At 39.8% G+C, this 25,976-nt stretch carries 23 protein-coding genes and 1 other RNA gene; 19 read left to right on the plus strand and 5 right to left on the minus strand.

What is annotated here, in order from left to right:
• Positions 1-138: 138 nt before the first annotated feature.
• Together ACMFNG_RS09835 and rqcH are read right to left on the minus strand one after the other, a co-directional pair.
• The gene (locus ACMFNG_RS09835) at positions 139-576 is read right to left on the minus strand and encodes a hypothetical protein (RefSeq protein ID WP_011012538.1); all 438 of its coding nucleotides are present in this window, start codon (positions 574-576) and stop codon (positions 139-141) included.
• Positions 576-2,525, minus strand: coding sequence for a ribosome rescue protein RqcH (gene rqcH, locus ACMFNG_RS09840; protein ID WP_011012539.1), 1,950 nt, complete (start codon positions 2,523-2,525; stop codon positions 576-578). The genes ACMFNG_RS09835 and rqcH overlap by 1 nt, the downstream gene beginning before the upstream one ends.
• Positions 2,526-2,708: 183 nt before the next feature.
• On the opposite strand from rqcH, the gene ACMFNG_RS09845 reads away from it, so the two are divergent.
• The gene (locus tag ACMFNG_RS09845; protein ID WP_011012540.1) at positions 2,709-4,607 is read left to right on the plus strand and encodes a 1,4-alpha-glucan branching protein; all 1,899 of its coding nucleotides are present in this window, start codon (positions 2,709-2,711) and stop codon (positions 4,605-4,607) included.
• Here ACMFNG_RS09845 and ACMFNG_RS09850 read toward each other — a convergent pair.
• From ACMFNG_RS09850 to ACMFNG_RS09860, 3 genes are read right to left on the minus strand one after another with little or no spacing between them, the layout of a single operon-like run.
• Positions 4,590-5,510, minus strand: a complete 921-nt coding sequence (locus ACMFNG_RS09850) for a D-2-hydroxyacid dehydrogenase (RefSeq protein WP_011012541.1) — start codon at positions 5,508-5,510, stop codon at positions 4,590-4,592. The two genes, ACMFNG_RS09845 and ACMFNG_RS09850, sit on opposite strands and share 18 nt — an antisense overlap.
• 5 nt (positions 5,511-5,515) lie before the next feature.
• On the minus strand, positions 5,516-6,154 hold the full coding sequence (locus tag ACMFNG_RS09855; protein WP_014835401.1) for a TIGR00153 family protein: 639 nt from the start codon (positions 6,152-6,154) through the stop codon (positions 5,516-5,518).
• Positions 6,132-7,058, minus strand: a complete 927-nt coding sequence (locus ACMFNG_RS09860) for a 2-dehydropantoate 2-reductase (protein WP_011012543.1) — start codon at positions 7,056-7,058, stop codon at positions 6,132-6,134. The genes ACMFNG_RS09855 and ACMFNG_RS09860 overlap by 23 nt, the downstream gene beginning before the upstream one ends.
• Positions 7,059-7,121: 63 nt before the next feature.
• Here ACMFNG_RS09860 and amrS point away from each other — a divergent pair, with 63 nt between their 5' ends.
• From amrS to ACMFNG_RS09950, 18 genes are all read left to right on the plus strand, one after another.
• Entirely contained in the window at positions 7,122-8,168 is a 1,047-nt protein-coding gene (amrS, locus tag ACMFNG_RS09865; protein WP_014835402.1) for an AmmeMemoRadiSam system radical SAM enzyme, read from the plus strand.
• Position 8,169: 1 nt separating this feature from the next.
• A complete protein-coding gene (locus ACMFNG_RS09870) occupies positions 8,170-8,973 on the plus strand; it encodes a hypothetical protein (protein WP_011012545.1) in 804 nt (267 codons plus the stop codon).
• Positions 8,974-9,160: 187 nt separating this feature from the next.
• Positions 9,161-10,978, plus strand: a complete 1,818-nt coding sequence (locus ACMFNG_RS09875; protein WP_011012546.1) for an S-layer protein — start codon at positions 9,161-9,163, stop codon at positions 10,976-10,978.
• 44 nt (positions 10,979-11,022) lie between these two features.
• Positions 11,023-11,763 carry a hypothetical protein gene (locus ACMFNG_RS09880; protein ID WP_011012547.1) on the plus strand — a complete coding sequence of 247 codons (741 nt, stop codon included), beginning with the start codon at positions 11,023-11,025 and terminating at the stop codon, positions 11,761-11,763.
• A 45-nt stretch (positions 11,764-11,808) separates the two neighbouring features.
• On the plus strand, positions 11,809-12,585 hold the full coding sequence (locus ACMFNG_RS09885; RefSeq protein ID WP_011012548.1) for an FKBP-type peptidyl-prolyl cis-trans isomerase: 777 nt from the start codon (positions 11,809-11,811) through the stop codon (positions 12,583-12,585).
• A gap of 32 nt (positions 12,586-12,617) precedes the next feature.
• Positions 12,618-13,514, plus strand: coding sequence for a hypothetical protein (locus ACMFNG_RS09890; RefSeq protein WP_011012549.1), 897 nt, complete (start codon positions 12,618-12,620; stop codon positions 13,512-13,514).
• A gap of 14 nt (positions 13,515-13,528) precedes the next feature.
• Complete coding sequence (gene trmY, locus ACMFNG_RS09895) at positions 13,529-14,137, plus strand: tRNA (pseudouridine(54)-N(1))-methyltransferase TrmY (protein WP_011012550.1); 609 nt, start codon at positions 13,529-13,531, stop codon at positions 14,135-14,137.
• An 88-nt stretch (positions 14,138-14,225) separates the two neighbouring features.
• On the plus strand, positions 14,226-14,846 hold the full coding sequence (gene psmB / locus ACMFNG_RS09900) for an archaeal proteasome endopeptidase complex subunit beta (RefSeq protein ID WP_011012551.1): 621 nt from the start codon (positions 14,226-14,228) through the stop codon (positions 14,844-14,846).
• An 18-nt stretch (positions 14,847-14,864) separates the two neighbouring features.
• Positions 14,865-16,811 (plus strand): beta-CASP ribonuclease aCPSF1, encoded by a 1,947-nt coding sequence (locus ACMFNG_RS09905; protein ID WP_014835404.1) that lies wholly within the window; start codon positions 14,865-14,867, stop codon positions 16,809-16,811.
• A gap of 4 nt (positions 16,812-16,815) precedes the next feature.
• Entirely contained in the window at positions 16,816-18,153 is a 1,338-nt protein-coding gene (thrC, locus tag ACMFNG_RS09910) for a threonine synthase (protein WP_011012553.1), read from the plus strand.
• 33 nt (positions 18,154-18,186) lie between these two features.
• Positions 18,187-18,864, plus strand: a complete 678-nt coding sequence (gene pyrH, locus ACMFNG_RS09915; protein ID WP_014835405.1) for a UMP kinase — start codon at positions 18,187-18,189, stop codon at positions 18,862-18,864.
• A gap of 240 nt (positions 18,865-19,104) precedes the next feature.
• On the plus strand, positions 19,105-21,222 hold the full coding sequence (locus ACMFNG_RS09920) for an ABC transporter substrate-binding protein (protein ID WP_011012555.1): 2,118 nt from the start codon (positions 19,105-19,107) through the stop codon (positions 21,220-21,222).
• A 118-nt stretch (positions 21,223-21,340) separates the two neighbouring features.
• On the plus strand, positions 21,341-22,339 hold the full coding sequence (locus ACMFNG_RS09925; protein WP_011012556.1) for an ABC transporter permease: 999 nt from the start codon (positions 21,341-21,343) through the stop codon (positions 22,337-22,339).
• Between the two features lie 11 nt (positions 22,340-22,350).
• Complete coding sequence (locus ACMFNG_RS09930; RefSeq protein ID WP_011012557.1) at positions 22,351-23,502, plus strand: ABC transporter permease; 1,152 nt, start codon at positions 22,351-22,353, stop codon at positions 23,500-23,502.
• Positions 23,495-24,475, plus strand: coding sequence for an ABC transporter ATP-binding protein (locus ACMFNG_RS09935; RefSeq protein ID WP_011012558.1), 981 nt, complete (start codon positions 23,495-23,497; stop codon positions 24,473-24,475). Before ACMFNG_RS09930 ends, ACMFNG_RS09935 begins: the two co-directional genes overlap by 8 nt.
• A gap of 10 nt (positions 24,476-24,485) precedes the next feature.
• Entirely contained in the window at positions 24,486-25,475 is a 990-nt protein-coding gene (locus ACMFNG_RS09940) for an ABC transporter ATP-binding protein (RefSeq protein ID WP_011012559.1), read from the plus strand.
• Between the two features lie 24 nt (positions 25,476-25,499).
• Entirely contained in the window at positions 25,500-25,889 is a 390-nt protein-coding gene (locus ACMFNG_RS09945) for a phosphate-starvation-inducible PsiE family protein (RefSeq protein ID WP_011012560.1), read from the plus strand.
• Positions 25,890-25,912: 23 nt separating this feature from the next.
• An RNA gene (locus tag ACMFNG_RS09950) (C/D box small nucleolar RNA) lies at positions 25,913-25,970 on the plus strand.
• The last annotated feature ends 6 nt before the right edge of the window (positions 25,971-25,976 follow it).

Genomic DNA, 25,976 nt, shown 5'->3' on the forward strand with positions numbered 1-25,976 from the left:
TTTTTGGTTGAGGATATATTTAAACTTTTTCCAAGAAATTAAACAAATTTTCACATACAAATTACTATCTTGTAAATTTTATAATTAGATTTGGAAAATTTACAAAACTAATTCGATAAAGATTAAAAAATATCCAAATTATGCTACCTCCACCTGCTCATATGGACTCTTGCCTTTTTTATGCTTCAACAATAAATTGTACATAGCCTCCCTAAGCGAAGAGGACATATTGTCGTCTAATAGGATATCTGCTCCCTTATAGCTTAACTCCTTTGCCACTTGAACTAAGTTATTTATAATAGGCATTACTTCCGAAATTATAATTCTCACAAGTGAAGGATAAACTTCCTCTTCGATTTCTTCCTCCGCCTCAATTCCCAAATACACTACATATCCAGAGGTTTGTATTGCTAAGATGAACTCATTTTCGGAAACCTCAAATATCGAGAAATTTGAAGAAGTTGAAGAAGTATTAGCAAGTAAGACCCCCTTTATTGATAAGGTAACTACATCTCCATTAATTTCAAAAAGTAAATCCCTTGCAAATTCTCTTGCAAGAGAGTAAAGCTTAAACATTATTCAACCACCTCCTCAATCTCTCCATGTCCTGGGGGCAAAACGCTCATTATATCTTCTTCAGAGACCCTATATCCCCATTTTTCAAATATTTTTTGGATTTTCTTTACAAGGTCACTCTTCTTTAATCCTCCAGGCCTTATCACTACATACTTGTTTGTATGAGCTTTTACCGCATCAACTGGACCACACATGACAAGCTCTTCCCCCTCAACATTAACTATTCCAACCGCAAGTTTAAGAGGGATCCCATGAATCCAATTTCTCTTCCCATACACCATAAAGGCTCCTTTGGGTAGGTATTCTCCAGCAGGGGCTTGTTTGCTAACTTGCTCTGGGTAAACCCAGTAAGCATCTGCCGAAGCTAATCCCTCGCTCCATGCTCTACTCATGGCAACGGCAAATTGACAAGCTTCTCTGATCGTTTTTTCACTGGCATTTCTACCATTTTTTATAATAACATGAGGAGCCCCCCATATGTCTGCGTGACAATAGATGTCATTTTCATCCATATGCTTTTTAACAACGATTTCATTCGTTGTAGCATCCTTCCCTCCGATGACCAGAAAACCTTCGCTGCTAATAAACCACCTAAATTTTTCAAACCACTTTTTCTTTTTGCGGGTGATTTTCTTTATGTTGATTTCTTTACTCTCTCGCTCTATCTCTTTTTCAAGCTCTATTAATTTTCTTTTAGTTTCCTCATATGCTATTTTTGCTCCTTCCAGTTTCTTCTTTGCTTTTTTCGCCCTCTCATAGTAAAGCTCAGCATTTTCTTCTAGTGATTTTTCAACATCGAGAGAAACTTTTATCCCATCCAAATTGAGCGTTACTTTGTTGTCGGTTACGTCGATTATCATTTTTGCCCAAGGGTAGCCAGCTTTCTTTCCTTCTTCTATCCTCTTTTTAACTTCTTCAACTCCATATTGCTTTAATGCTGAGGAAATAACTCTTAAGATTTCATTTACAATGGAATAGTGGGCATAGAGCGCGTCACCCTTTTCCTGATTAGTCATGGCTTCTTTTTCAAATCCTTTTATCTGTTCTTCAATTCTCCTTAAAGAAATTTCAAGAGCCTTTCTCCTTTCTTCTAGTTGCTTGGTTTTTTCGAGTCTTGCTTTTTCAATTGTTAGCTTTCCAAAGTATTCATCCAAAGCTTCGCTAAAAGATTCATAATATCTTTTTGTATATTCCCGATACCATTGTAGATCTATTGGAACGACATCCACCATAACCCCTTCTTTGTTATATACAATGTTAGGCTTTTTTTCATCGTTTAGAACTGTTAGAAGAGTATCATATACGAGTCTTAATTCTTCTTCACTTAGTTCATCAACCTTTCTATCTTTATCTATTTTTGCTCTAAGGAGAGTCTCTTCAGAATATAAGCCTCCAATGCTAAAATTTTTCGCAAGCGCTCTCACGATTTCAGTTCCCTGGGAGTTCAATATTATCTCTTTGAACTCTTCAAAGCTAACTTTTAGGGGGTTAGCTCTAGAAGGGGGAAAAACGTACTTAATTTTTGGTTTTATTGCCCTATCTTTAAACTCTTCATATCTAAGAGCCCCAATTATTTCCCAATCTTTAGTTACAAATATAATATTCCCCCTACCAAAAAGTTCGGCGATGAGGAAATATTCACCAAACGACAAGATAACTACCCTATCGAATTCGTATTGCCTTATATCCTCAAGAAATTTTCCAGACAAATATTTTCGTAAAAGCATCGCGAATGAAGTTGGCTGTAGATTCTCCTTAACGTAAGTAGTTATGTGGATTCTCTTTCCAGCCTCAATTAACAAATCTACCCTTCCTACTCCCGTCTTGTGAAGTTTAAACCTAATTTCATTACCTTCATGATAAATTTTCTCAACCCTCGAACCCACTATCATGTCTTTTAGTTCCTCGGTTATGTATTTTATATCCACACTGCTCATGCTTTCTTTCATAAATACCCCCCCTAAGGTTAGTTTTGCAATTTTATAAAGATGGGGTGGTTATTTACATCTCTTACCCAGGACTTACAGTTTTCTATATTTTATATACATAAAGCATTTTTTAGTAAACAAAGCTAAGATATAGGCAAAATCGTTAAATACTCTCTTCATAAATCTTTTCATAGGGAATTAGCCATGAGAGGATACTTAACTTTTGTCTTACACTCCCATATACCTTATGTAAGAAAGCACGGAAAGTGGCCCTTTGGGGAAGAGTGGGTTTTTGAGGCTATTGCAGAAACATACATTCCTCTACTTATGGAGTTTGAAAAGTTGCGCAACAAAGGTGTAAACTTCAAACTCGTTATAAGCTTCTCTCCAGTGCTATTGGAGCAACTAAACGACGAATACATGAAAAAAGAGTTCGAAAAGTATATCACTAGAAAATTAGAGCTTATGAAAGAAGATCTTACAAAATACACGAACGATCAATTGAAAAAAGCAATAGCCTACATGATAACATACTTTGAAGATGTTTATAGGTATTGGAAGGAAATTAATGGCGACATTATAGGAAAATTTAGAGAATTCCAAGAAGCAGGTTACCTTGAAATAATAACATCAGCTGCAACTCATGGATACCTCCCACTTTTGGGAAGGGATGAAGCTATCGAAGGTCAAATTGCAAATGCGATAAAGACTTACGAAAAGTATTTCCAGAGAAGGCCCAGAGGAATGTGGTTACCCGAGTGTGCATACAGGCCTGATGGATACTGGAGAAGCCCGAGTACAGGAGAGGTAGTTTGGAGGAAGGGAATTGAGCACTTCCTTAAGAAGTATGGGATAGACTACTTTTTCGTGGAGAGTCATCTAATTGACGAAGGACCAGCTACTTCCAAGTACGGGGAGATTTTACCCGAAAAAACCAAGAAGTCGACGCTAAGACCCTACTTCCTTAAAAATGGAATTGCCGTTTTTGCAAGAAATAGAGAAACGGGGATTCAAGTGTGGAGCGCAGACATAGGGTACCCAGGAGACTTCTGGTATAGAGAATTCCACAAGAAGGCCGAGAAAAGTGGAGGACAGTATTGGAGGGTTACATCTAAGGAGATTGACCTTGGAGGAAAAGAGCCCTATGTGCCAGAAAAGGCCATGGAAAGAGTTGAAGAACATGCAAGGCACTTTATATCATTGGTATCCTCCCTTCTAGAAGAATTCAAGAAAAAAGAAGGAGAATATGGAATAGTAGTTGCTCCCTATGATACCGAACTATTTGGACACTGGTGGTTCGAGGGGGTTAAGTGGTTAGGAAAAGTTTTGGAGCTTGCCGAGAAGCTAGGAATTAAGACTACGACAATATCCGAATTTCTAGACAACTTCGATGGTAAAAGGTATGAAATAGAGCTACCTGAAGGCTCCTGGGGAATGTTCGGAACTCACTATACATGGTGGAACCCAGAAGTTGAGTGGACATGGCCAATAATCCACTTGGCGGAAGATAGAATGGTGGCATTAGCTAGCAAATACCTTGGAAGAGACGAGCTAACAGATAGGACATTGGATCAGCTTGGCAGAGAGCTTCTTCTTATTGAATCAAGTGACTGGCAGTTCTTAATAACAACAAAGCAGGCAAAGAAATATGCCAAAAAGAGGATTCTCGAGCACGCCCACATTTTCCACAGGCTTGCAAATTCCCTGGAAGTGTATGTAAAAACTGGGGAATTTCCGGAGATGGAACTTCTCGAAGAAGCAGAAGATAAAGACAATGTCTTCCATCCAATAGTTATAGAGCCATATGTTAGTGAAGTTCCGCCTGAAGTTCCAGAATACATTGAGCCTCCCCAGATTCCCAAAGAGGAAGAAGATAAAGAGAGAGGAAAATTTTCAAGTGGCCAGAGCATGGGCAGAGACTTCGAAGAATTTTTGCTCTCCATAAAGGGAATTGGTCCAAAGACCATAGAAAAGCTCAAGAAGGTAGGTATAACGAAGCCTGAAGACTTCCTTAATTGGAAGATAGAGGAGCTTGCCAAAAAAGCAAGAGTTCCAAAAAAGAGATTAGAAAGGATCTATAGGAGATTAAGAGCTCTTCTTTAGTATTTCTACAATTTTTTCCGCTACTTCTACTCCCGCTCTCTCCTGGGCTTCGTAAGTTGAGGCTCCTATGTGAGGTGTTAGAACAACATTGTCAAATTTCGTTAGTGGATGGTTTTCTGGAAGAGGCTCTTCTTCAAATACATCTAACCCTGCACCCGCAATCCATCCCTCTTCAAGAGCTTTAATTAGGGCCTGTGTATCGACTACAGCCCCTCTCGAAGTGTTTATTAAAATAGCTGTTCTCTTCATAAGCCTAAGTCTCTCTTCGTTAATGAGGTGATATGTTTCCGGAATTAATGGAACATGAATTGTGACTATATCGCTCTCCTTTAGCAGTGTTTCTAGATCCACAAACTTTCCACCGACTTCTTTAGCTCTCTCTTCGTTAGGGTAGGGGTCATAAAGTAACAATTTCATGCCTAAAGCTCTTGCAATCTTCGCAACTTGATAGCCAATTCTTCCAAATCCAATTATTCCAAGGGTTTTTCCTTCAAGTTCTATACCCATACACTCCTTCTTCGCCCACTTTCCTTCCCTCATCTTTCTATCAGCATAAGCTATCTTCCTAGCAACTGCAAACATCAACCCAACAGCCAACTCTGCAACACTTCTAGAACTGGCTGCTGGAGCATTAACAACTTCAATGCCTTTCTCTTTAGCAGCTTCAACATCTATGTTATCCAATCCAACTCCAGCTCTTGCAATTACCTTTAATTTTGGAGCATTTTCTATTACCTTTCTTGTAATCTTTGGCTTACTTCTAACTATAATAGCTTCAACATCTCTAACTAATTCTAAAAGCCTATTTTCCTCCGGATACTCCTCGTAAATAACTTCAAAACCAGCATCTTTTAGTATATTTAGAGCCTTTTCATGAAGAGGGGCAGCTACAAGCACCTTCACCATTATCACCTCCTTTTAACGGCCATAAGCATTATATGGTCTGAAGCATCTTCAGCCCTATCGGCAATATCTCCAATTTTTGTGATAATTTGGTTCCAAATAAGCTTTGCGTAAGTGGAAATGTTTTCATCTTCAAATATCTTTCTCAGCAAAGAGTATTCTATTTTATCGGCATCCTCTTCTTGAGCTTCAGTGGACTTAGAATATTCAAGTGCTCTATCTACGTCAGTCTCTAAGGATACAACAGCTTCTTTGAGGTACTCAAATGTTTTTAGGGATTCGTTGATTAAAATAAGGATCTTTTCTTTATATTCCGGGGGAACTGCAGGCTTAGCAAATATTAGGGTATGGGCAGCACTTTCCGCAGCATCTGCAACATTATCTATTAGCTCTACAAGTCTTATGTAATCCCCTCTATTTGCCGGAATAAAGGCTCCTGAGTAAAGCATAAGCTCTATTTCTCTCCTAAGCTTATCGGCCCGAGTTTCACTCTCCTCGACTTTAGTTAACAGCTCCTCGGCATTTCCTATGTTTCCCTGCAAATACTGAACAAACATCTCCTTGGTGTATTTTAATGTATCTCCGACCATTGTCAAATGATCCCTTATTAGTTTAAACACATCATTCTCTTTTGCCCCAAACATTTTCCACTCCTCCATGTAACTTTTCCATTCCCTTAATTAACCCCCACAGAAGAAAATTAAGGGGAGCTTCAAGCCCAACAGATTTGGCATACTCAACTATTTTTCCGTTTATGTAGTCAATTTCAGTCTTTCTCCCCTTTAATATATCCTGGAGCATGGAATTGTAATTCTCCCTAGTTTTTTTCAATGTCTGGAATAGCAAATCTATTGGATGAACCTCTAATTTTACTCCATTTTGCGTCGCAACCTTACACCCCTCTTTCACAACTTCTACTGCTACAGAAAGCAATTCCTCATTGTCTAGAATTGCCCCATTTTTAACCCGTAACAGAGTGCCAATGGGGTTAATAGCAGAATTAACAATTGCCTTTGCCCATATCCACCCTTCAATGTTCTCACTTACAATAGTTTCTAATCCCGCTCTATTGAAAATTTCGGAAATTTTGTCAACAAATGTGTGACGCCCTTTAGGGTATAAACCAACTACAGTTATTCCTTTTCCCGTCCACTTCACAACCCCTGAGCTCACTAAGATAGCTCCATTTGTAGTTATTCCTCCTATAGGCTTTCCCCCGAACTTTCTTATTTCATCTTCATTTCCTATTCCATTTTGAATACTTAATATCCAAGTGTCCTCCACAATCGCTTTAGAGGCTCTAAGGGCTTCTACTGTAGAGTACGATTTTGTTGCGAGTATTATTAGATCTGGTTTTTCTTCGGGAGGAGAGATTGTAGCAGGAACTTTTATCACCTCTTCTATAATCCCAGTTATCCTAAGCCCTCTCTTATTTATTGCATCTACATGGGGCTTTCTGCCAATAAGAACAACATCCTCACCTGCAGCGAAAAGTAGCCCTCCAAAAAGCGAGCCTATAGCCCCAGCACCCAGAACATAAATTTTCATTCCACATCTCCTCATATTAGTTTGGGGGTAGATATATAAATGCCCTTTGCTCATAAGGTAGTGATGAGAACAGCACTATATTGGGAGCCCCTAGAGGATGGAAAAGTTAAATGCAAGCTTTGCCCGCTAAATTGCATTATAAACCCAGAAAAAAGAGGATCTTGTAAAGTTAGGATTAACATAGATGGAAAGCTCTATACCTTAAATTATGGGAAGGTCTCCTCAATAGCCCTCGATCCCATAGAGAAAAAGCCCCTATTTCACTTCTGGCCAGGCTCCTGTGCATTTTCAATAGGAACTGTAGGATGTAACATGCACTGTAAGCACTGCCAAAATTGGGAAATTAGTCAAGCGGATGAAAGCTTCCCTTACCTTCAAGATGCAACGCCAGAAAGTATAGTGAGGTTAGCAAGACACTACGAATGCGAGAGCATAGCCTACACTTACAACGAACCCACCATATGGTATGAGTTCGTTTTGGACACAGCAAAACTAGCTAAGAAGGAAGGACTAAACAATATTCTGGTAACAAATGGTTACATAAATGAGGAGCCATTTAGAGAGTTAGCAAAATACATAGATGCCATGAACATTGATATAAAAGCATTTAACGACAAATTCTACATGAAAATTTCAAGTGTGCCAAGTGGCGAGCCGAGCAGAAGAACCGCAGTAATTGCCAAAAAAGAATTTGGAATTCACGTTGAGCTAACATACTTAATAATTCCAACTCTTAATGATAATGAAGAAGAAATTAGAAGATTTGCCAGGTGGGTTGTGGAAGAGCTCGGAGATGATACCCCAGTACACTTCTCACGCTTCTTCCCACATTACAAACTGTTGAATTTACCTCCAACCCCTATACAAACTTTGGAAAAAGCTTATAAGATAGCCAAAGAAGAAGGACTCAAGTTCGTGTACCTCGGAAATGTTCCTGGACATGAAGGAGAAAATACATACTGTCCACGTTGTGGAAAATTACTAATAGAAAGATGGGGATTTGAGATATTAAGGTATGAAATAAAAGATGGAAAATGCAAATACTGTGGTGAACAAATCCCTATAGTTGGAGAATATCAAAGGAAAACATACAGGGGAATGTGGTGGTAATATGGTGCTAATAGAGGCAATTTTTTATATTGAAGTGCTAGGAAATGATAAGAAAGCCGTAGAAACTTCTAGCATGGAAATTGAGAAAAAACTAAAAGAAGAGAGAAACGTTAAAATAAAGGGAATATATAGGGATAAAGTCGTTGAAAATGAAGAAGACGAGAAATTTAAATATTCAACAGTCGTTGAAGCCCATGTAGAGGGAAAACTTGGAAATATCGTTGATTTAGTTTTGAAGTATGGACCTACAATAGTTGAAATTGAAAATGTGAAGGGTAACGAGATACATGCAAAAGAGCTTGTTCCAATATTGGGAAGAATAGCATATGTAGTTGGCGCACTCATAGATAAGTTTGGCCCTGTAGTAGCTTACCCAAAACTCGATGCTCTGCCAAAACCCAAAATTGGTTATTCTGAAGAAGAAATTGAGAGGATGATCATCGAAGAAAATCTAATAAGATATAGATTCGCAGTAGAGATTTACGGTAACTCTCTTGGGGAGATAGAAGAAAATTTGAGTAAGGCCCTATTTCTAGAAGGGTGTAAAATAAACAAAATTAAGGTAACCGAGAAAGAAAAAATACCACTAGAGGACAATAAAGTTAGAATAAAGGCTTTAGCTGGTGTGGAACTTCTCTCAGATTTAAAAACTCTTTTTGTTTTAGCTGCCAAATATGCCCCTCTAGCATTTATAATAATTGAACCTGAAATAATAAATATAGACCCGGCAGAGCTTCAATCAACTCTTTCGGAAATAGCAAGTATAGTCAACGATTTAGTTCATAGACCCTTACTGGCAGAATAGAAATAGATATTATCGGCAAACACCGAAAATTTCATAGACACATCATGAAGCTGCTAAAATCTATTACGGCGATTGGCGAGCTTCTTTAATCGTTAGAAAGGGTTTGGAACCGAAAAGTATTTATACCCCGCACTGACACACATATAGATGAAGCCCGTATGGGCAGATTATTGGGAGGTGGAGAAAAATGAAAGTTAAGAAGATTGCGGCCCTTGCAGTTGGTGCCGCAGTAGCTGGTGCAACCCTTGGCTTTGCAAGTGCCCAAGGCGAAGTCCCCGAGATACCAAAGGACTTCTTTGTTAAGGATGGAAAGCCAAACGTTAAGATCGTTGTTGGTAGTGAAGGAGCTGCTATGGACGTTGTGAGCGCAGCCGATATTGCCGCTGCAATTGGAAGCTTACTCTACACCGAGAAGGATGTTGAAGTTACCGACGCTACAGTGGTTGCAAGGAAGGATGTAACCGAACCCATTGAAAAGATACCTGTCTTTGACAACTACGACACAAATACAGCTCACAAATACAAGGTTGGAGACAATCTAAAAGATGTACCAGCCTGGTGGAACGGATCAGACTTTGTAGCTAACTTCTCAACATCAGTTTGGAATGATGGTGTATATGACAAGGCAGTGGAGATCAGGATTGACAATATTGGAAGCGTTGGGAGCTATGACCTTGCAGCAAACCTAACACTTAAGGGAATTGCTCTCGACGGCATAACTGACAGTGAAGTTGATGTAATTGACGACTTTGAGGACTTCACAGTTAACGTAAGTACAGTGGTTGCAAACATATCACTTGTAGTATACAACTATACACTCAAAGGACAACCTACAGTTGACAAGATAACAAAGGATGAAACAATACCAGAAGTAAACCTAATCACAAACTTGTTCCTTGACAACAGCACACTCGCAAAGTTCTATCCAGACTACGACGGTTACACCATAGAGGGAGTTAAGGTTCTTAAGTCAGGAGTTGGTGAAGGAGAAACCCTAAAGATCCTTGACAATGAATATCCAATAGTCTTCATTGGAAAAGACATTCAAGAAACAGCTTGTGGAGATTGCTTCACCTATGGTAAGGACTGGGGCGAGGACTACTACAACCAGGGTGAAACATACAACTTCGGAGACTACAAGGTCACAATCCTTGATATTGATGTTGCAAGAGACAAGGCATTCATAAAGGTTGAGAGCCCAAGTGGAGATACTGAGACAACTACTCTCGCAGTTGGTGGTACAGAGGCACAAACCTTCTTCGACGGAGGCATAAGAATCCAGATAAAGGACACCTTCGTAGGTATCAGCGGTACAAACGCAGTAAAACTCCACGTCTGGACAGACCTCAAGACAGTAAAGAGTGGAGACGAAATAATGCCTGGATGGATAGCAGAGTTCAAGGTCGACAGTGGAAAGATTATATGGTTCGCCCTTGAAAACAAGAACACACTCTCCGACAAGAGAGTGCCATTATTCAACACCTACGCTGTAGACTACAAGGCAACGATAAGGAAGAAGAAAAAAGACGATGTAGAGTACGGTACACTAACAGCCTACATCTACATCGAGCCACTGGAGACACAGTATGAGACAGTAGAGGCAGCAATAGGAGAGTCAATTGATGACTATGAAGTTGTAGACGTCAAAGCTGAGGTCAGTCCAGAGGTTGCTTATATTCCACAGAAGCTAACCGCTCCAATCACAGTCCTTGACACCGAAGTCCTTGAGCAAGGACTAGAGAACGTAGGCAGCAACCTAATCCTAGTGGGTGGTCCAGTCGTCAACAAGGTAACTGCAGCCTTAGCTGAAGACCTAGGAGTTCCACTCACCTACGAAGAGTGGGCCGAGAAGTTCGGTACTGGTAAGGAAGGATGGACTATCGTCTACAAGGAGCAGTGCGGCAAGATTGGAGGCTACGGTGTAGTCCTAGTAGCAGGTAGCGACAGAGAAGGAACCAGAGCAGCTGCAGAGGCATTGCTCGACTACATTGCAAACCTTGAGTGATCCCTTCTCTTCTTCTTTAATTCTTCTTCCCTGGAGGTTTAAATGTGAGAAAGTATATAGCGGGAATTTTTTTGATTACGATTATTTTAGCAAGTATTGGGATTACTGCATATGGATATGCCAAATTTAACAGCATTCTTATATCTTCTCCCGATTTTGTTCAAGAAAAGTACATCGTAATTAAATTCCCAAATTCCACGTATGTTGTCCTTTCTCAGAATGAGTATATAGAGGCCAGATTAAAAGGCTGGAAGCCTCCTGAGGGGAGCATTGGGTACATTATAACTCTCTCTTATAACCCAAAATCTCCTCCCGACTTTGTACTTGAAAAGAGGTATGAAGAGTTTACTATAGTGGTAGGATCACCGGAAGTTAAGACTTGCTCAAAAAACCCAGATGAGTTTAAGGGGAGCTGTACTGAGAGAACTCTTGCTGTAAGCGAAGTAACATTGTTGGTTTCAACACTATTCAAAAGATACTTTTATGCCGAAGCTATAGCTAGGGGGTTAAGTAATGAATCGGCAAAGATGTACGCCTACGAAGAGACTATGAAAAGGAGAAACATTAGGTATCTGAGCCTTTTAGTAAAGGCACAAGTAGGCCTTGGGCTTATCGGCAATGAAAAACACTTGGGAGTTATAATAATGGGACCAGCTGAAGGAGCTAATGAGACGAGTATAATAATTCCCAGGGAGGGCTTAATTATTCTAAAAGGAAAGAGTGACTCCTCACTAAGAGCCGAAGCCATACTACTAGAAAATTTAGTAGGTCTTCAGTTTTCATAATTAAGCTTAAAAATAAACTTTCAATACGGAGTTAGGGGAAGAAAAATGAAAGTAGAGAAAGGAGATGTCATAAGACTTCATTACACTGGAAAGGTTAAAGAAACTGGAGAAATCTTCGACACAACTTATGAGGATGTTGCAAAAGAAGCTAGAATATACAATCCAAACGGAATCTATGGGCCAGTCCCTATAGCGGTTGGAGCGGGACACGTATTGCCCGGACTAGACAAGAGACTTATAGGGCTTGAAGTTAAGAAAAAATACGTCATTGAAGTTCCACCCGAAGAAGGCTTTGGATTGAGAGATCCAGGAAAAATTAAGATTATCCCACTTGGAAAGTTCAGAAAATCTGGAATAATCCCGTACCCTGGGCTAGAAATTGAAGTTGAAACAGAAAATGGGAGAAAAATGAGAGGTAGGGTTCTTACAGTTAGCGGAGGAAGAGTTAGAGTAGACTTCAATCATCCATTAGCAGGAAAGACTCTCGTATATGAAGTTGAAGTTGTTGAGAAAATTGAAGATCCAATAGAAAAGATTAAGGCACTAATAGAACTAAGACTGCCAATGATTGACAAAGATAAGGTTATTATTGAGATTAGTGAAAAAGATGTAAAGCTAAACTTCAAAGACGTTGATATTGATCCAAAGACACTAATTTTGGGCGAAATTCTTCTCGAAAGTGACTTGAAATTTATAGGATATGAGAAAGTTGAATTTGAGCCAACCATTGAAGAGTTATTAAAGCCCAAGTCTGCCGAGGAGCAAGAGTCTCCTAACGAAGAACAGCAAGAGGAGAGTGAGTCTAAAGCGGAAGAATCTTAAGGGATAAAATTAGTTAAATACATGGGAGGACCATGAAGAAGATAAAGATACTTGAACAAGACCTCAAGTTGAGACTTCCAGAAAGAAGCATAGGAAAGGCCATAAAGGCAATTTTGACTCTCAAAGATCTCACCTTTATTCCTTTATCCCCCATTTACCCTCGTGGCTTTCACCCAATAGTAAGGATTAAGAAAAGGTTAGGTGAAGTTGATAAAGAAGTCTTGGTATCGTTAATGGATTTTTCTATTTTAAATAAAAACAACATTCCTCCATGGAACCGGATATTTGACTTCCATTTGGATACAAACTATATAGAGGAAACTTCAATTCAGGGAATTGAGACAATTTTAATTGGGGACAGAGAGGCCATCAGAAGGGCTCTCTACTTATTAGATAACCTAATCCCAACCATATTAAGAAAACCCAGAAAAATTTACACCTTTTTCAATGAGATATACCTTAAATATGGCGAAAATCAATTTATAGGGCTGAAAATTATGGGCTCCATGCTAACATTTAGAAGCCACGGCATTCCATTATCGCAATTACCTAAGATCCTGGGAAGAGGAATTTTTGTGCTTAATTCTCTTTTCTATTCAAAAAATGCAGAATTTTACAGGTTACTTTTTGTTACTTCGCTAGAGACTTTTGGATACTTTTATGAATTCTTCATGAAGCACATTTACCCAAAACTCCCATTAGAACATAGAGAATTCTTAGAGGAAATGCATGACTACAAGAATTTTCTTCAACTATTGTATTTTCACCTCTCTAGAATGAGCGTTGACAAAATAAGAGATGAAGTCGGAATATTAATCCGGAGAAGATCAAGACCTGATAGACCCATTGAATTAGGGATAATATTTAGGGATAGGGGAATCGAAGTAAGAGACAGAATTTCAACGGCTCACATTGATCTTCTAGTTTAAGGGAGGGAACAAAAGTGAGAATATTCATTATAAAGTCCTCTACAGCCCATACTGCTTTTGATTACTCCATTAAAGACATCCCTGGCACAAGCGGAAGGCTTGACTTGATTTGTAGGTCTCTAAATGCAGCATTTCAACTCTCTCATTCCTTTAGAAAAAATGTTAGAGTATACACAGTTCTATATGGACCACCTGACCCTCCAAAGACAATTCGCTTTGAAGGTGCAAAAATTAAACCAAAAACTCTGAATCCTGATGAAGTATCTACTGCAAAGCTAATTGGTAAAATACTAAATGCCGGAAAAGATATAAAGGAGCCAACAAAAGAAAGGGAAGTTCTTCCCGGTATTTATATTAGCAGGATGACATTTGAAGACGTGGTAAGGAAAAACATTAAGTATAACTTGTATTTGCTTGAGGAGAACGGAGTAGATATTGAGAAAGTTAAATTCCCACAGGATAACGTGGGATTCATACTAGGAGATCAAAATGGATTCACAGAGGAGGAGCTCAATTTTCTAGAAGGATTAGTGCCAAAGATAACAATAGGGCCAAAACCCTATCTAACTTCCCATGTTATAGCATTTGTAAACATTTACTTAGACAGAATTGGCATTCCATGAAGCGAAAGGTTTATATAAAAGTTTGTGCTTTATCCCAGCTGAGAAGTCTTTTTCTGTTCTAGCTCGCTCTGGGTAATATTCAAAAGGGGTGTTGCACTTGAAAGAGAAACTTAAGGGAACAACTACAGTAGGCCTAGTTTGTAAGGAAGGAGTAGTACTTGCAGCAGATACAAGAGCTAGCCTAGGAAACATTATCTACGCAAAGAACGTGACAAAGATTCACAAGATTGACGAGCATTTGGCAATTGCAGGGGCGGGAGACGTTGGAGATATACTCAACTTAGTTAGACTCTTAAAAGCCGAGGCAAACCTATACAAATCTACCGTAGGAAAAGAGATGAGCGTTAAGGCATTAGCAACCCTGCTTGCAAACATCTTGAACGGGTCAAAGTACTTCCCCTACTTGGGATGGTTCTTGGTTGGAGGATACGATGAGAAACCCAGACTGTTTTCTGTTGACATGGTGGGGGGAATAACTGAAGATAACTATGCCGCTGCAGGTTCTGGAATGGAATTTGCATACTCAATTTTAGATTCCGAATATAGAGAAGAAATGAGTGTAAATGATGGTATCAAGTTAGCTGTAAAGGCAATTAATGTGGCAATAAAGAGAGATGTGTTCACAGGAGATGGATTGCTCGTTGTAACGATAACAAAAGACGGATACAAAGAATACAGAGGAGCAGAACTAGAAAAAATGTTAAAGTAGTCCAAGGAGGTGACAATTTTGATTAAAAGGGAAACCATGGTTGAAGAAATTCTTAAGGAGATAAGAGAAAAGGTAGCTCAAAAAATACCAAAAGAAGCAAAAATAACCGAAATAGAATTTGAAGGGCCAGAATTAGTCATTTACGTTAAAAATCCTGAGGTTGTAATGAAAGATGGGGAGCTTATAAAAGAGCTGGCGAAAATTCTAAAGAAGAGGATAAGTATTAGACCAGATCCAGATGTTTTGTTACCTCCTGAAGAGGCTGAGAAGTTAATTCTGGAAATTGTTCCAAAAGAGGCTGAAATTACGAATATTTCTTTTGATCCATCCGTAGGAGAAGTTCTAATTGAGGCAAAGAAACCTGGGTTAGTAATTGGAAAAAATGGTGAAACTCTTAGACTAATCACCGAAAAAGTAAGGTGGGCCCCCAAAGTTGTCAGAACGCCTCCACTTCAGAGCCAGACTATCTACCTAATCAGACAAATTCTTCAAACTGAAAGTAAGGATAGAAGAAAGTTCCTGAGGCAAGTTGGGAGAAATATCTACAGAAAGCCCGAATATAAAAGCAGGTGGATTAGAATAACTGGACTTGGAGGATTTAGAGAAGTAGGTAGAAGTGCACTATTAGTACAAACTGATGAAAGTTTCGTGTTGGTTGATTTTGGAATTAACGTTGCTGCCTTAAATGATCCATATAAGGCATTTCCACACTTTGACGCTCCAGAGTTTCAATATGTATTGAAAGAGGGCTTACTGGATGCAATAGTCATTACTCACGCTCATCTTGACCACAGTGGAATGCTTCCATACTTATTCAGATACAATTTATTCGATGGGCCAATATACACAACTCCTCCTACTAGGGATTTAATGGTGTTACTCCAAAAGGATTTTGTGGAGATTCAACAGAGCAATGGACAGGAGCCATTATACAAGCCTAAAGACATAAAGGAAGTCATTAAGCACACAATAACCTTAGATTATGGGGAAGTTAGAGATATATCTCCCGACGTGAGGCTAACACTCCACAATGCTGGCCACATTTTAGGCTCAGCAATCGTTCACTTGCACATAGGGAATGGGTTGCATAACATTGCAGTTACTGGAGACTTTAAATTCATTCCAACAAGATTATTAGAGCCAGCAAGTTACAGATTCCCAAGACTTGAAACTCTAGTCATGGAATCAACGTACGGTGGAGCTAATGATATTCAAATGCCCAGGGAAGAAGCGGAGAAGAGGTTGATAGAAGTCATTCACCAGACCATAAGGAGGGGAGGAAAAGTCCTAATTCCAGCAATGGCAGTGGGGAGGGCTCAAGAAATAATGATGGTGCTAGAGGAGTACGCAAGAGTCGGAGGCATTGATGTCCCAATATATCTCGATGGAATGATTTGGGAAGCTACAGCAATTCATACTGCGTATCCCGAATATTTAAGCAAAACACTGAGGGAACAAATTTTCAAGGAAGACTACAACCCATTCTTAAGTGAAATCTTTCATCCAGTGGCCAATTCGAAAGAGAGGCAGGACATTATTGATAGCAATGAGCCCGCAATAATCATAGCCTCTTCTGGTATGTTAGTTGGAGGACCAAGCGTAGAATATTTCAAGCAGTTGGCCTCTGATAAGAGAAACTCAATCATCTTCGTAAGTTATCAAGCTGAAGGAACACTTGGAAGACAGGTGCAGAGTGGAGTTAGAGAGATTCCAATGATAGGAGAAAGTGGAAGAACAGAGGTCATAAAAGTGAACATGGAGGTTCATACAATTGATGGATTCTCGGGTCATGCTGACAGAAAAGAACTAATGAATTACGTAGCTAAGGTTAGACCAAGACCCGAGAGGGTAATTACAGTTCATGGGGAGCCTCAAAAATGTTTGGATTTAGCTACGAGCATTCACAAGAAGTTTGGACTCTCCACTAGGGCTCCAAACAATCTCGACACCATTCGACTGAGGTGATGCCATGAAATGTCCGAAATGCGGGAGAGAGTGGACTACTTTTATTCCCCCCTTTTGTACTTGTGGGGCTGAACTTGAAATTAGCTATGACTACTCTAAAGTAGATGTTAGAAAGTGGAAGAACAGACTTTCTTCTGTATGGAAATATCGAGAGCTTCTTCCCCCTGTAAAGAGAATGATTACACTGCGAGAGGGTGGAACTCCGTTAATAAAGGCAAGAATTTCAGAAAAAATTGGGATAGATGTGTATATTAAGGATGAAACTAGAAATCCCACAGGTTCATTTAGGGATAGACTAGCTACAGTTGCCATTTCTTATGGTTTACCTTATGCATCCAACGGATTTATTGTAGCTAGTGATGGAAATGCTGCAGTTTCAGTTGCAGCTTATGCTGCAAGAGCTGAAAAGGAAGCGTTTGTAGTAATCCCAAGGAAAGTTGACAGGGGGAAGTTAATACAGATGATGGCCTTTGGGGCCAAAATCATTAGATTTGGGGAAAGTGTTGACGAGGCAATAGAGTATGCAAGGGAAATAGCAAAGCTCAATGGCCTTTATAACGTCACGCCAGAAGATAATATTATTGGACTTGAAGGTCAAAAAACAATAGCCTTTGAACTTTGGGAAGAGCTAAATCCCACCCACGTAGTAGTTCCAACTGGTAGTGGAAGTTATATTTATTCAATTTACAAGGGATTTAAGGAGTTAATGGAAATCGGGGTTCTTGAGGAAATTCCTAATTTGATAGCCGTTCAAACTGATAAATGCAATCCTATAGCATCTGAAGTTCTGGGAACAAAGAAGAAATGCACAGAAACAAAAGCTCTCGGCTTGTACGTTAAAAATCCAGTTATGAAAAACAAGGCAGTTAAAGCTATAAAAGAAAGCAAAGGTACTGCAGTAATTGTAAATGAGGAAGAAATCATGAGAGGAGAAAAATTACTTGCAAGTGAGGGCATTTATGCAGAATTATCCTCAGCCGTAGTCATGCCGGCTTTGCTAAAGCTTAAAGAAAATGGGTTTATAGAAAAAGGAGACAAAGTTGTACTAGTAGTTACAGGTTCTGGTTTAAAAACTGGAGAAGGTGGAAAAGAGAAATTTTCAATTGGACCAACTAAAATTGAGATACTTAGGCTGTTGAAAGAAAGAGAAATGTATGCATATGAGATCTGGAGCTTACTTGGGAAACCTCTAAAGTACCAAGCAGTCCATCAGCACATTAAGGAGTTACTTGAATTGGGATTAGTTGAACAGGCATATAGAAAGGGAAAGAGGGTATATTACAAGATAACTGAAAAAGGATTGAGAATTCTACAAAACTTCGAAGACCTAGAGAACATTTAAAATCGTTACTTCTTAAGGTAATTTGGTGAAAGCATGAGGATAGTGTTTGACATAGGAGGGTCTGTCTTGGTTCCAGAGAATCCTGATATAGACTTCATAAAAGAGATAGCTTACCAGCTCACAAAAGTTAGCGAAGATCATGAAGTGGCGGTGGTTGTTGGAGGGGGGAAATTGGCTAGAAAATACATTGAAGTTGCAGAAAAATTCAATTCTAGTGAAACTTTTAAGGATTTTATAGGGATTCAGATAACAAGAGCCAATGCGATGCTTCTCATAGCAGCTCTAAGGGAAAAGGCATATCCAGTTGTAGTTGAAGACTTTTGGGAAGCGTGGAAGGCAGTACAGCTTAAGAAGATACCTGTAATGGGAGGAACTCACCCAGGGCACACTACCGATGCTGTAGCAGCGCTCTTGGCAGAGTTTCTTAAGGCAGATTTATTGGTAGTGATAACTAATGTTGATGGAGTATATACAGCAGATCCAAAAAAAGATCCCACAGCCAAGAAGATAAAGAAAATGAAGCCGGAAGAGCTTCTTGAAATTGTGGGTAAAGGAATAGAAAAGGCTGGAAGCAGTAGTGTTATCGACCCATTAGCGGCTAAGATAATTGCAAGAACAGGAATAAAAACTATCGTTATTGGAAAAGAAGATGCAAAAGACTTATTCAGAGTAATAAAGGGAGATCACAACGGAACAACGATTGAGCCCTAAAAATAGAAAACTTCCAGTGATGTATGGATATGGTCACGAAAGTTTATTTGAAATGCTCTAATGTGTTCAAGTAGCTATTTATGGCTTAACTTTTTGTTATATTTTTATATTTATTACGAACATTATGATAAATATTATGCCAAAATTTCTAGCATATTGGGTTAAAAATACCACATCATCGAAAAACTTATAGCTTGAGTACACTTTAGATATTAACTGAAAACTCGAGGTGATGGCCAAATGAAGAAAGGACTGTTAGCAATTTTGCTTGTTGGAGTCATGGTATTGGGAACTTTTGGAAGTGGATGTATTGGAGGAGGAACCCAAACTCAGACCCAAACACCCACAGAAACTGGAAGCCCAACCCAAACAACCACTCCTAGCGGAGTAACCCAAGCAATTTTGGAGCTCGGAAAAGTTACAGTTGTCGATACTGGAACAGCTATCGTTGTAGTTGGTCCCAAAGGTGAAAAACCAAGCGTTTCAATTCCATCTGGAAAGAAGGTAATTACCGTAACTTATGTGGTGGATGAGCAAAACACTCCAAGCGTTAAAGAGTTAATGGAGCAAGGTCAGGGATTTGGTGCAATAAACCCAGCATTCTTTAGGGATACAAACGTTGATGCTCTTGTAATAGCTGCCAGAAGAGAGACTAATCCGGAAGTAAGAACTGAAATATTCAAGGCTCTCTATATCCTGGGCAACTATTATGTCCCAGAAGTCATACTTGGACAGAACAGGCAACTCCGTGTCTACTGGGACTGGGTTAAGGGAAGATATTACCACCCGACACTCCCAGAGAGATATGATCTTCTCTGGGAAGACCCCAACGCTCCGGTAGTTGATACAGGAATTGGAAGCTATAAGAACGACCCAGAAACCTATGTAATAGCTACCATTGGATGGCCCGAAAGCTTTGACCCAGCTTGGACATATGAAACATTTGGATGGGAGATCTGGCACGAGATTGGAGACACCTTAGTCACTTACTGGAAAGAAGAGACTGAGCAAGTTACCCCCGACTTGGCAGTTGCATGGGCCCACAACAAAGAGGGCACCGAGTGGTACTTCGTTATAAGGGGAGGAGTTAAGGCTTATGATCCATGGAATGACAAGACTTATCCAATAGATGCAACTGATGTTGTATTCACCTTCTGGCGTGTTGCTAGGTTAGGGCACTCAGTTAGTTGGATGGTTACAGAATTCATGAATGTCTCAGCTTCCCAGGCACTCACTGAGGAAGAATTCAACAACTACGTTAAGAACAACCCACTTATAGCAGAGTACAATGGAAAGACTGCAGAAATTAAGTCTCTACAAGACTTACTCAACTTCTTCGGATACAACGGTGAAACTGCCGGAGTATTCAAGCTTGTCCTTCCACACCCATACGCTGCAGTATTAAACATAGTGGCAGATCCATTCCTAAGCGTAGTTCCAATGGAGTACTTGTTAGGAGACAAGTATGAAGAAGCACTCAAGGCAAGCAACTATGGTAAGAACCCAGACGCTTGGGAGGCTTATGTGCAAGAAGGAGTCGACGATCCAACTCACCAGTTAATGCACAAGTACCCAGTTGGTACTGGACCATTCTATGTTAAGGAGTACCAAGAGAACTCCTACATAGTCCTTGAATACAATCCATACTATTGGAATGCAACAAGCAACCCAGGACACAAGAGAGTTATCTACATCATAAACAACGATGCTGTTGCCAGAGTACAACTCTTAACCACTGGAACAGCTGACGTAGCAGCAATACCAACGGACAAAATTGAAGACGTCCAAGGAGTAACGAAGGATGGATATAAAGTGGTAGTGCAGACCGACATACTCTTGCCAGTTCTAACGTTCATAGTATTCAACACCCAGAAAGAACCCTTCAACGACGTAAAAGTCAGACAGGCCCTAGCATATGCAATTCCATATGATCAAATAGCAAAAGTAGTTTACAACAACCTCCTCGAGAGGAACTGGGGACCAATTCCAAAGCCATGGCCTGGATATACCGAGTACGGAATCATCAAGTACGAATACAACATTGCTAAAGCCAAGCAAATGTTACAAGAAGCAGGAGTTGATCCAAGTAAGTATTCAATAACCCTCATCTACAACGCTGGTAACACCCAGCGTGAGAAGGTGATGACTCTAATCCAAAACGTGTGGAGCCAGCTTGGATTTAGAGTGACAGTTGAATCTTATGAATGGCCAGTTTACCTCTCCAAGACAGAACATGGAGACTACGACGTTTACATAGTAGGTTGGGTACCAGACTACCTTGACTCCGACAATTGGGTAGGCCCATTCCTCTATGGAGCTACAGAGTTCTCTGAAATAAACATTGAAGTTTCTGGATGACTTCTTTCCTATTTTTCTTTTGTCTTTCTGTCTTTTCATATACCGAAGGATTTTTATTTTGTTGACAAAAAAGTTTAGACGAAAATTTTAATGCGACAATGAACATGGAGGGACATAGATGGCGAACCTCAAGAAATTCTTAATTAGGAGGCTACTAACTTTTATTCCAACAATAATAGGAGTTACAATAATAGTATTTCTAATAGCATATAAAATACCAGCAGATCCAGCCAAGGCATGGGCAGGAGGAGAGAAAGCAACTCAAGCTGCAATTGAAAGGATAATAAGAGAATATCACCTAGACAAGCCTTGGTATGATCAGTATATCTTTTTAATGAAAGGACTACTTACAAATACAATTATCGACCCCAGAACGTCAAACCCTGTTATGTATGACGTTGGAAAAAGATTTCCAGTAACTTTTCAGTTGGCAATAATAGCGTTTGTCTTCATTCTTCTCGTAGGAATTCCACTAGGAATAATCTCTGCCCTTAAAAGGAATACATGGATAGACACAGTGGTAAGAATATTTGCCCTCCTGGGTGTTTCAACTCCAGCATTTTGGCTAGGATACCTAATGCTGTACGTCTTCTTTGTGAAATACAGAATTACCACAATAGCAGGTGTCCCACCATTTCCACCAAAGATTACGGGAGTTCCCATGATAGATGCTTTACTAAGGGGCGATTTTGCACTGTTTAAGCAACACTTAGCAAGATTCTGGCTCCCAGGCTTCACTCTTGGCTTCCTGGGAATGGGAGTAACAGCTAGATTCGTGAGAAATAGTTTCCTTGAGGCACTTAGCTCAGACTTTGTTCAGTTTTTGAAGGCCAAAGGAGTACCAAAGCTTAGGCTTTATAGGCACGCCCTAAAGAATGCATTAGTTCCGATAGTTACTGTGCTCGGCCTCCAATTCGGTGGACTTCTTGGAGGAACACCAATTACTGAGACTGTGTTTGGGCTCCCAGGAATGGGTAGTTATGCGGTACAATCCATTCAAAACTTAGACTTCCCAGTCGTGGTAGCTATAACTTTCATATACGCTATAATCTACGTGGTAACTAACCTCGTCGTTGATATACTCTATGCTATAATAGATCCAAGGGTTAGATACTGAGGTGATTTCAAATGCAGGAAGAGTATAAGAAGTCTATACTTGACAAACTTGCCGATAAATTCGTTTATGGTCTTGGAAAGTTCATAAGTTTATTTAAAAAAGGCTGGATGGAAAAAAACAGGTCAAAGCTTGAAGAATGGAGATTAATGCTTTATGCCTTAAACAGGTCACCTCCAGCATTAATAGGACTGTTTCTTGTAATGATTTTTATCTTCCTGGGAATCTTTGGACCGTATCTAGCTCCTTGGAAGTACAACTTCATGCCAACATTATATACAAGCAACTATGACCAAGTTTATCTCGTACCCCCTGGGAGTAAAGCGGTGCTAGAGTACTATAATAACGCAGTAATAACTTATCCGTTAGGCTCCGATCATTATGGAAGAGATCTATTAAGTTTGATCCTACAAGGAGCAAGGACGAGCTTTGTAATTTCAATAATAGTTATTATCTTGGGAGTCCCCCTGGGAATAATTTTGGGACTAATTGCAGGATATTACGGAGGAAAGATAGACGAACTAATAATGCGTATAACTGACATGTTCCTGTCTTTTCCAGCGTTAATCTTGGCAATAGCACTTTCGGCAGTATTACCTGAGAGACTACAAGAGTTTATCTCAGCACATCCTATTCTAGAGAAAATAGTGCTGGCAATCTTTGCTCTAGACCAGAGAGAAGCAGGGAACCTTGGAAGGTTGCTTGCTGTTATAGTGGCAATGATTATAGTATGGTGGCCAGGATACGCAAGAATCACTAGAGGTTCAACGTTGGCTGAGAGAGAAAAATTATATATCGAAGCTGCTAGAGCAATTGGCCTTCCAACAAGAACTATACTCTTCAAGCACATCCTGCCAAACATCATTGGGCCAATATTAGTGTACATAACCCTAGATTTCGGTAGCGTAGTTTTAATGGAAGCTGGACTAAGCTTCCTGGGACTCGGTGCAACACCACCAATTGCAGACTGGGGAAGAATAGTATACGATGGAGCCCAGTACTTCCCAAGGTGCTGGTGGCTAGTGTTTTACCCAGGATTGGTAGTTCTCTTAACAGCGCTTGGATGGAACTTACTTGGTGATGGCCTAAGAGATATCCTGGATCCAAAGACCAGAAGAAGCATAGAGTTCAAGGTAAAGAAGAAGGAGGGTGAGAAAAGTGCCTGAGCCCATCCTCCAAGTTAGAAATCTAACTGTTCACTTTTATACTTACGCTGGAATAGTTAAAGCCATAGAAAAAGTGTCTTTCGACGTGTACAAAGGAGAGACTTTCGCCTTGGTTGGAGAAACGGGGTGTGGAAAGAGCGTAACCTCAAGGGCCCTAACTCAACTAATAGAGAGCCCAGGTAGAATAGTTGAAGGTCAAGTTCTATATTACAGAGATGACGGAAGTGTCGTGGATTTACTAAAGCTAAGCGAAGAAGAGATAAGAAAGATTAGAGGAAACGAAATAGCCTACATATTCCAAGATCCTCATGCTTCACTTGACCCACTATACACTGTTGGACACCAAATTGCCGAAGCAATGGAAGTACATGGGAAAATCTCGAATATAAAAGAGGGAATTCAAAAGGCAATCCAAATCCTAAAATCCGTTCTAATACCAGATCCAGAGAGAAGAGTCAAGAATTATCCGCACGAACTCTCAGGTGGAATGAAGCAGAGAGTTGTCATAGGGATAGGTGTCTCTAACAATCCAAGAATCTTGATAGCCGATGAGCCAACTACTGCTTTGGACGTGACTGTTCAGGCACAAATTTTGGAGTTACTAGATAAGATGAAGAGAGAGTACAATGCTACAATAATTCTAATTACCCACAACCTGGGAGTTGTTGCAGAGACGGCTGATAGAGTTGCAGTTATGTATGCAGGAAAAATCGTTGAAATTGGAAGTGTGGACCAGATATTCAAGAATCCTCTTCATCCCTACACTCAAGGATTATTGAAAGCAGTTCCAAACCCAATGACAAAAATAGAGAAGTTAGAAGCAATTCCTGGAACAGTTCCAAACCTCATTAATCCACCAAGCGGCTGTAGATTCCACCCAAGATGTCCAAAGGCCATGGAGGTTTGTAAGCAGAAAGTGCCTGAGCTTAAAGAAATCGAGCCAGGGCATTTTGTTGCATGCCACTTATATTGAGGTGATTCTTATGGAATATGACAGAGACGTTGTGCTGAAGGTTGAAAACCTCAAAAAGTACTTTCCAGTGAGGGGACTTATAAGGACAATTGGATGGGTCAAAGCTGTAGATGGCGTTAGCTTCGAGATAAGGAGAGGAGAAACCTTCGGACTAGTAGGGGAGAGTGGGTGTGGAAAGACTACAACAGGTAGAACAATCTTAAGGCTCATCGAGCCTACAGATGGGAAAATCATATTCATGGGCAAAGATGTAACTAAGCTTAAAGGTGAAGAACTTAAATGGTTCAGGAGGAAGGCCCAAATAATGTTCCAAGATCCTTATTCTTCATTAAATCCTAGGCAGACCGTATTTGAGATAATTATGGAACCTGTGAAGTTCCACGGCATTCAGGTGGACGATCCTGAGGAGTTTGTCATTAAACTGTTAGAAAGTGTAGGACTTAATGAGACCCACTTATACAGATATCCTCATGAATTTTCCGGAGGTCAAAGACAAAGAATCGCCTTAGCTAGAATACTTGCTTTAAGGCCAGAGTTCATAGTTCTAGATGAGCCTACCTCAGCATTAGATGTTTCAGTTCAAGCGAACATCTTGAACATGCTCAAAGACCTGCAGAAGGAATATGGATTCACATACCTCTTCATAAGTCACGACTTAGGTGTAGTGAAGTACATGAGCAATAGAATAGGAGTTATGTACTTGGGTAAGCTAGTGGAAGTAGGCCCTGCTGATAAACTCTTTGAAAATCCACTGCATCCATACACCCAAATGCTCTTTTCAGCAATTCCGATTCCAGATCCAGATATAGCTAGAGAAATGAAGAAAAAGAGGATGAAAGTAACAGGAGAACCACCAAGCCCAATAAATCCACCAAGCGGCTGTAGGTTCCACCCAAGATGTCCATACTTTAAGGCAGGAGTATGTGATAAGAAAGAGCCTCCTATGGTGGAAGTCGAGAAGGATCACTACGTTGCTTGTTGGCTATATGCAAAAGCTTAAATTTTCATTTTCTTAATTTTGTTTATGGTGAGAAGAAAGGCTATTAAAGCTTTGGATCTTGCATTTGACATCGTTACTGGCATATTAGTAATTCTTGCAATAGTACTTTTAGGAGTCAGTATAATAAATGGTTTCAAATACTTATTTGCTGGAAATCTGGAAGGAAGTCTTGAAGAATTTTTAATGGCACTAATCCTCTTAGAAATGTACGAGTTGCTCTCCCTATATCTGAAAGAGCACCATGTAAGTATGAGGAGGGTTGCTGAGCTTGGGATCGTGGCAATAATTAGAAAAATCGTCATATCAACTAAAGACACGGAAAAAGCCGATCCACTTGTCTTATTTGCCTTTGCACTAATGATCTTAGCTCTCGGATGGATATACACTAGGTTGGAAACTATAGAAAAAGATTAATTTTCTAAAATAAGGATTGTATATCTGATGATGATCCTTCCCCTCAACTGAGAGGTGATGAGCACACCGGTAGGCTGAGGTGATAGT

Origin of the sequence: Pyrococcus woesei (assembly GCF_050496105.1) — an archaeon.
GTDB lineage: Archaea > Methanobacteriota_B > Thermococci > Thermococcales > Thermococcaceae > Pyrococcus > Pyrococcus furiosus.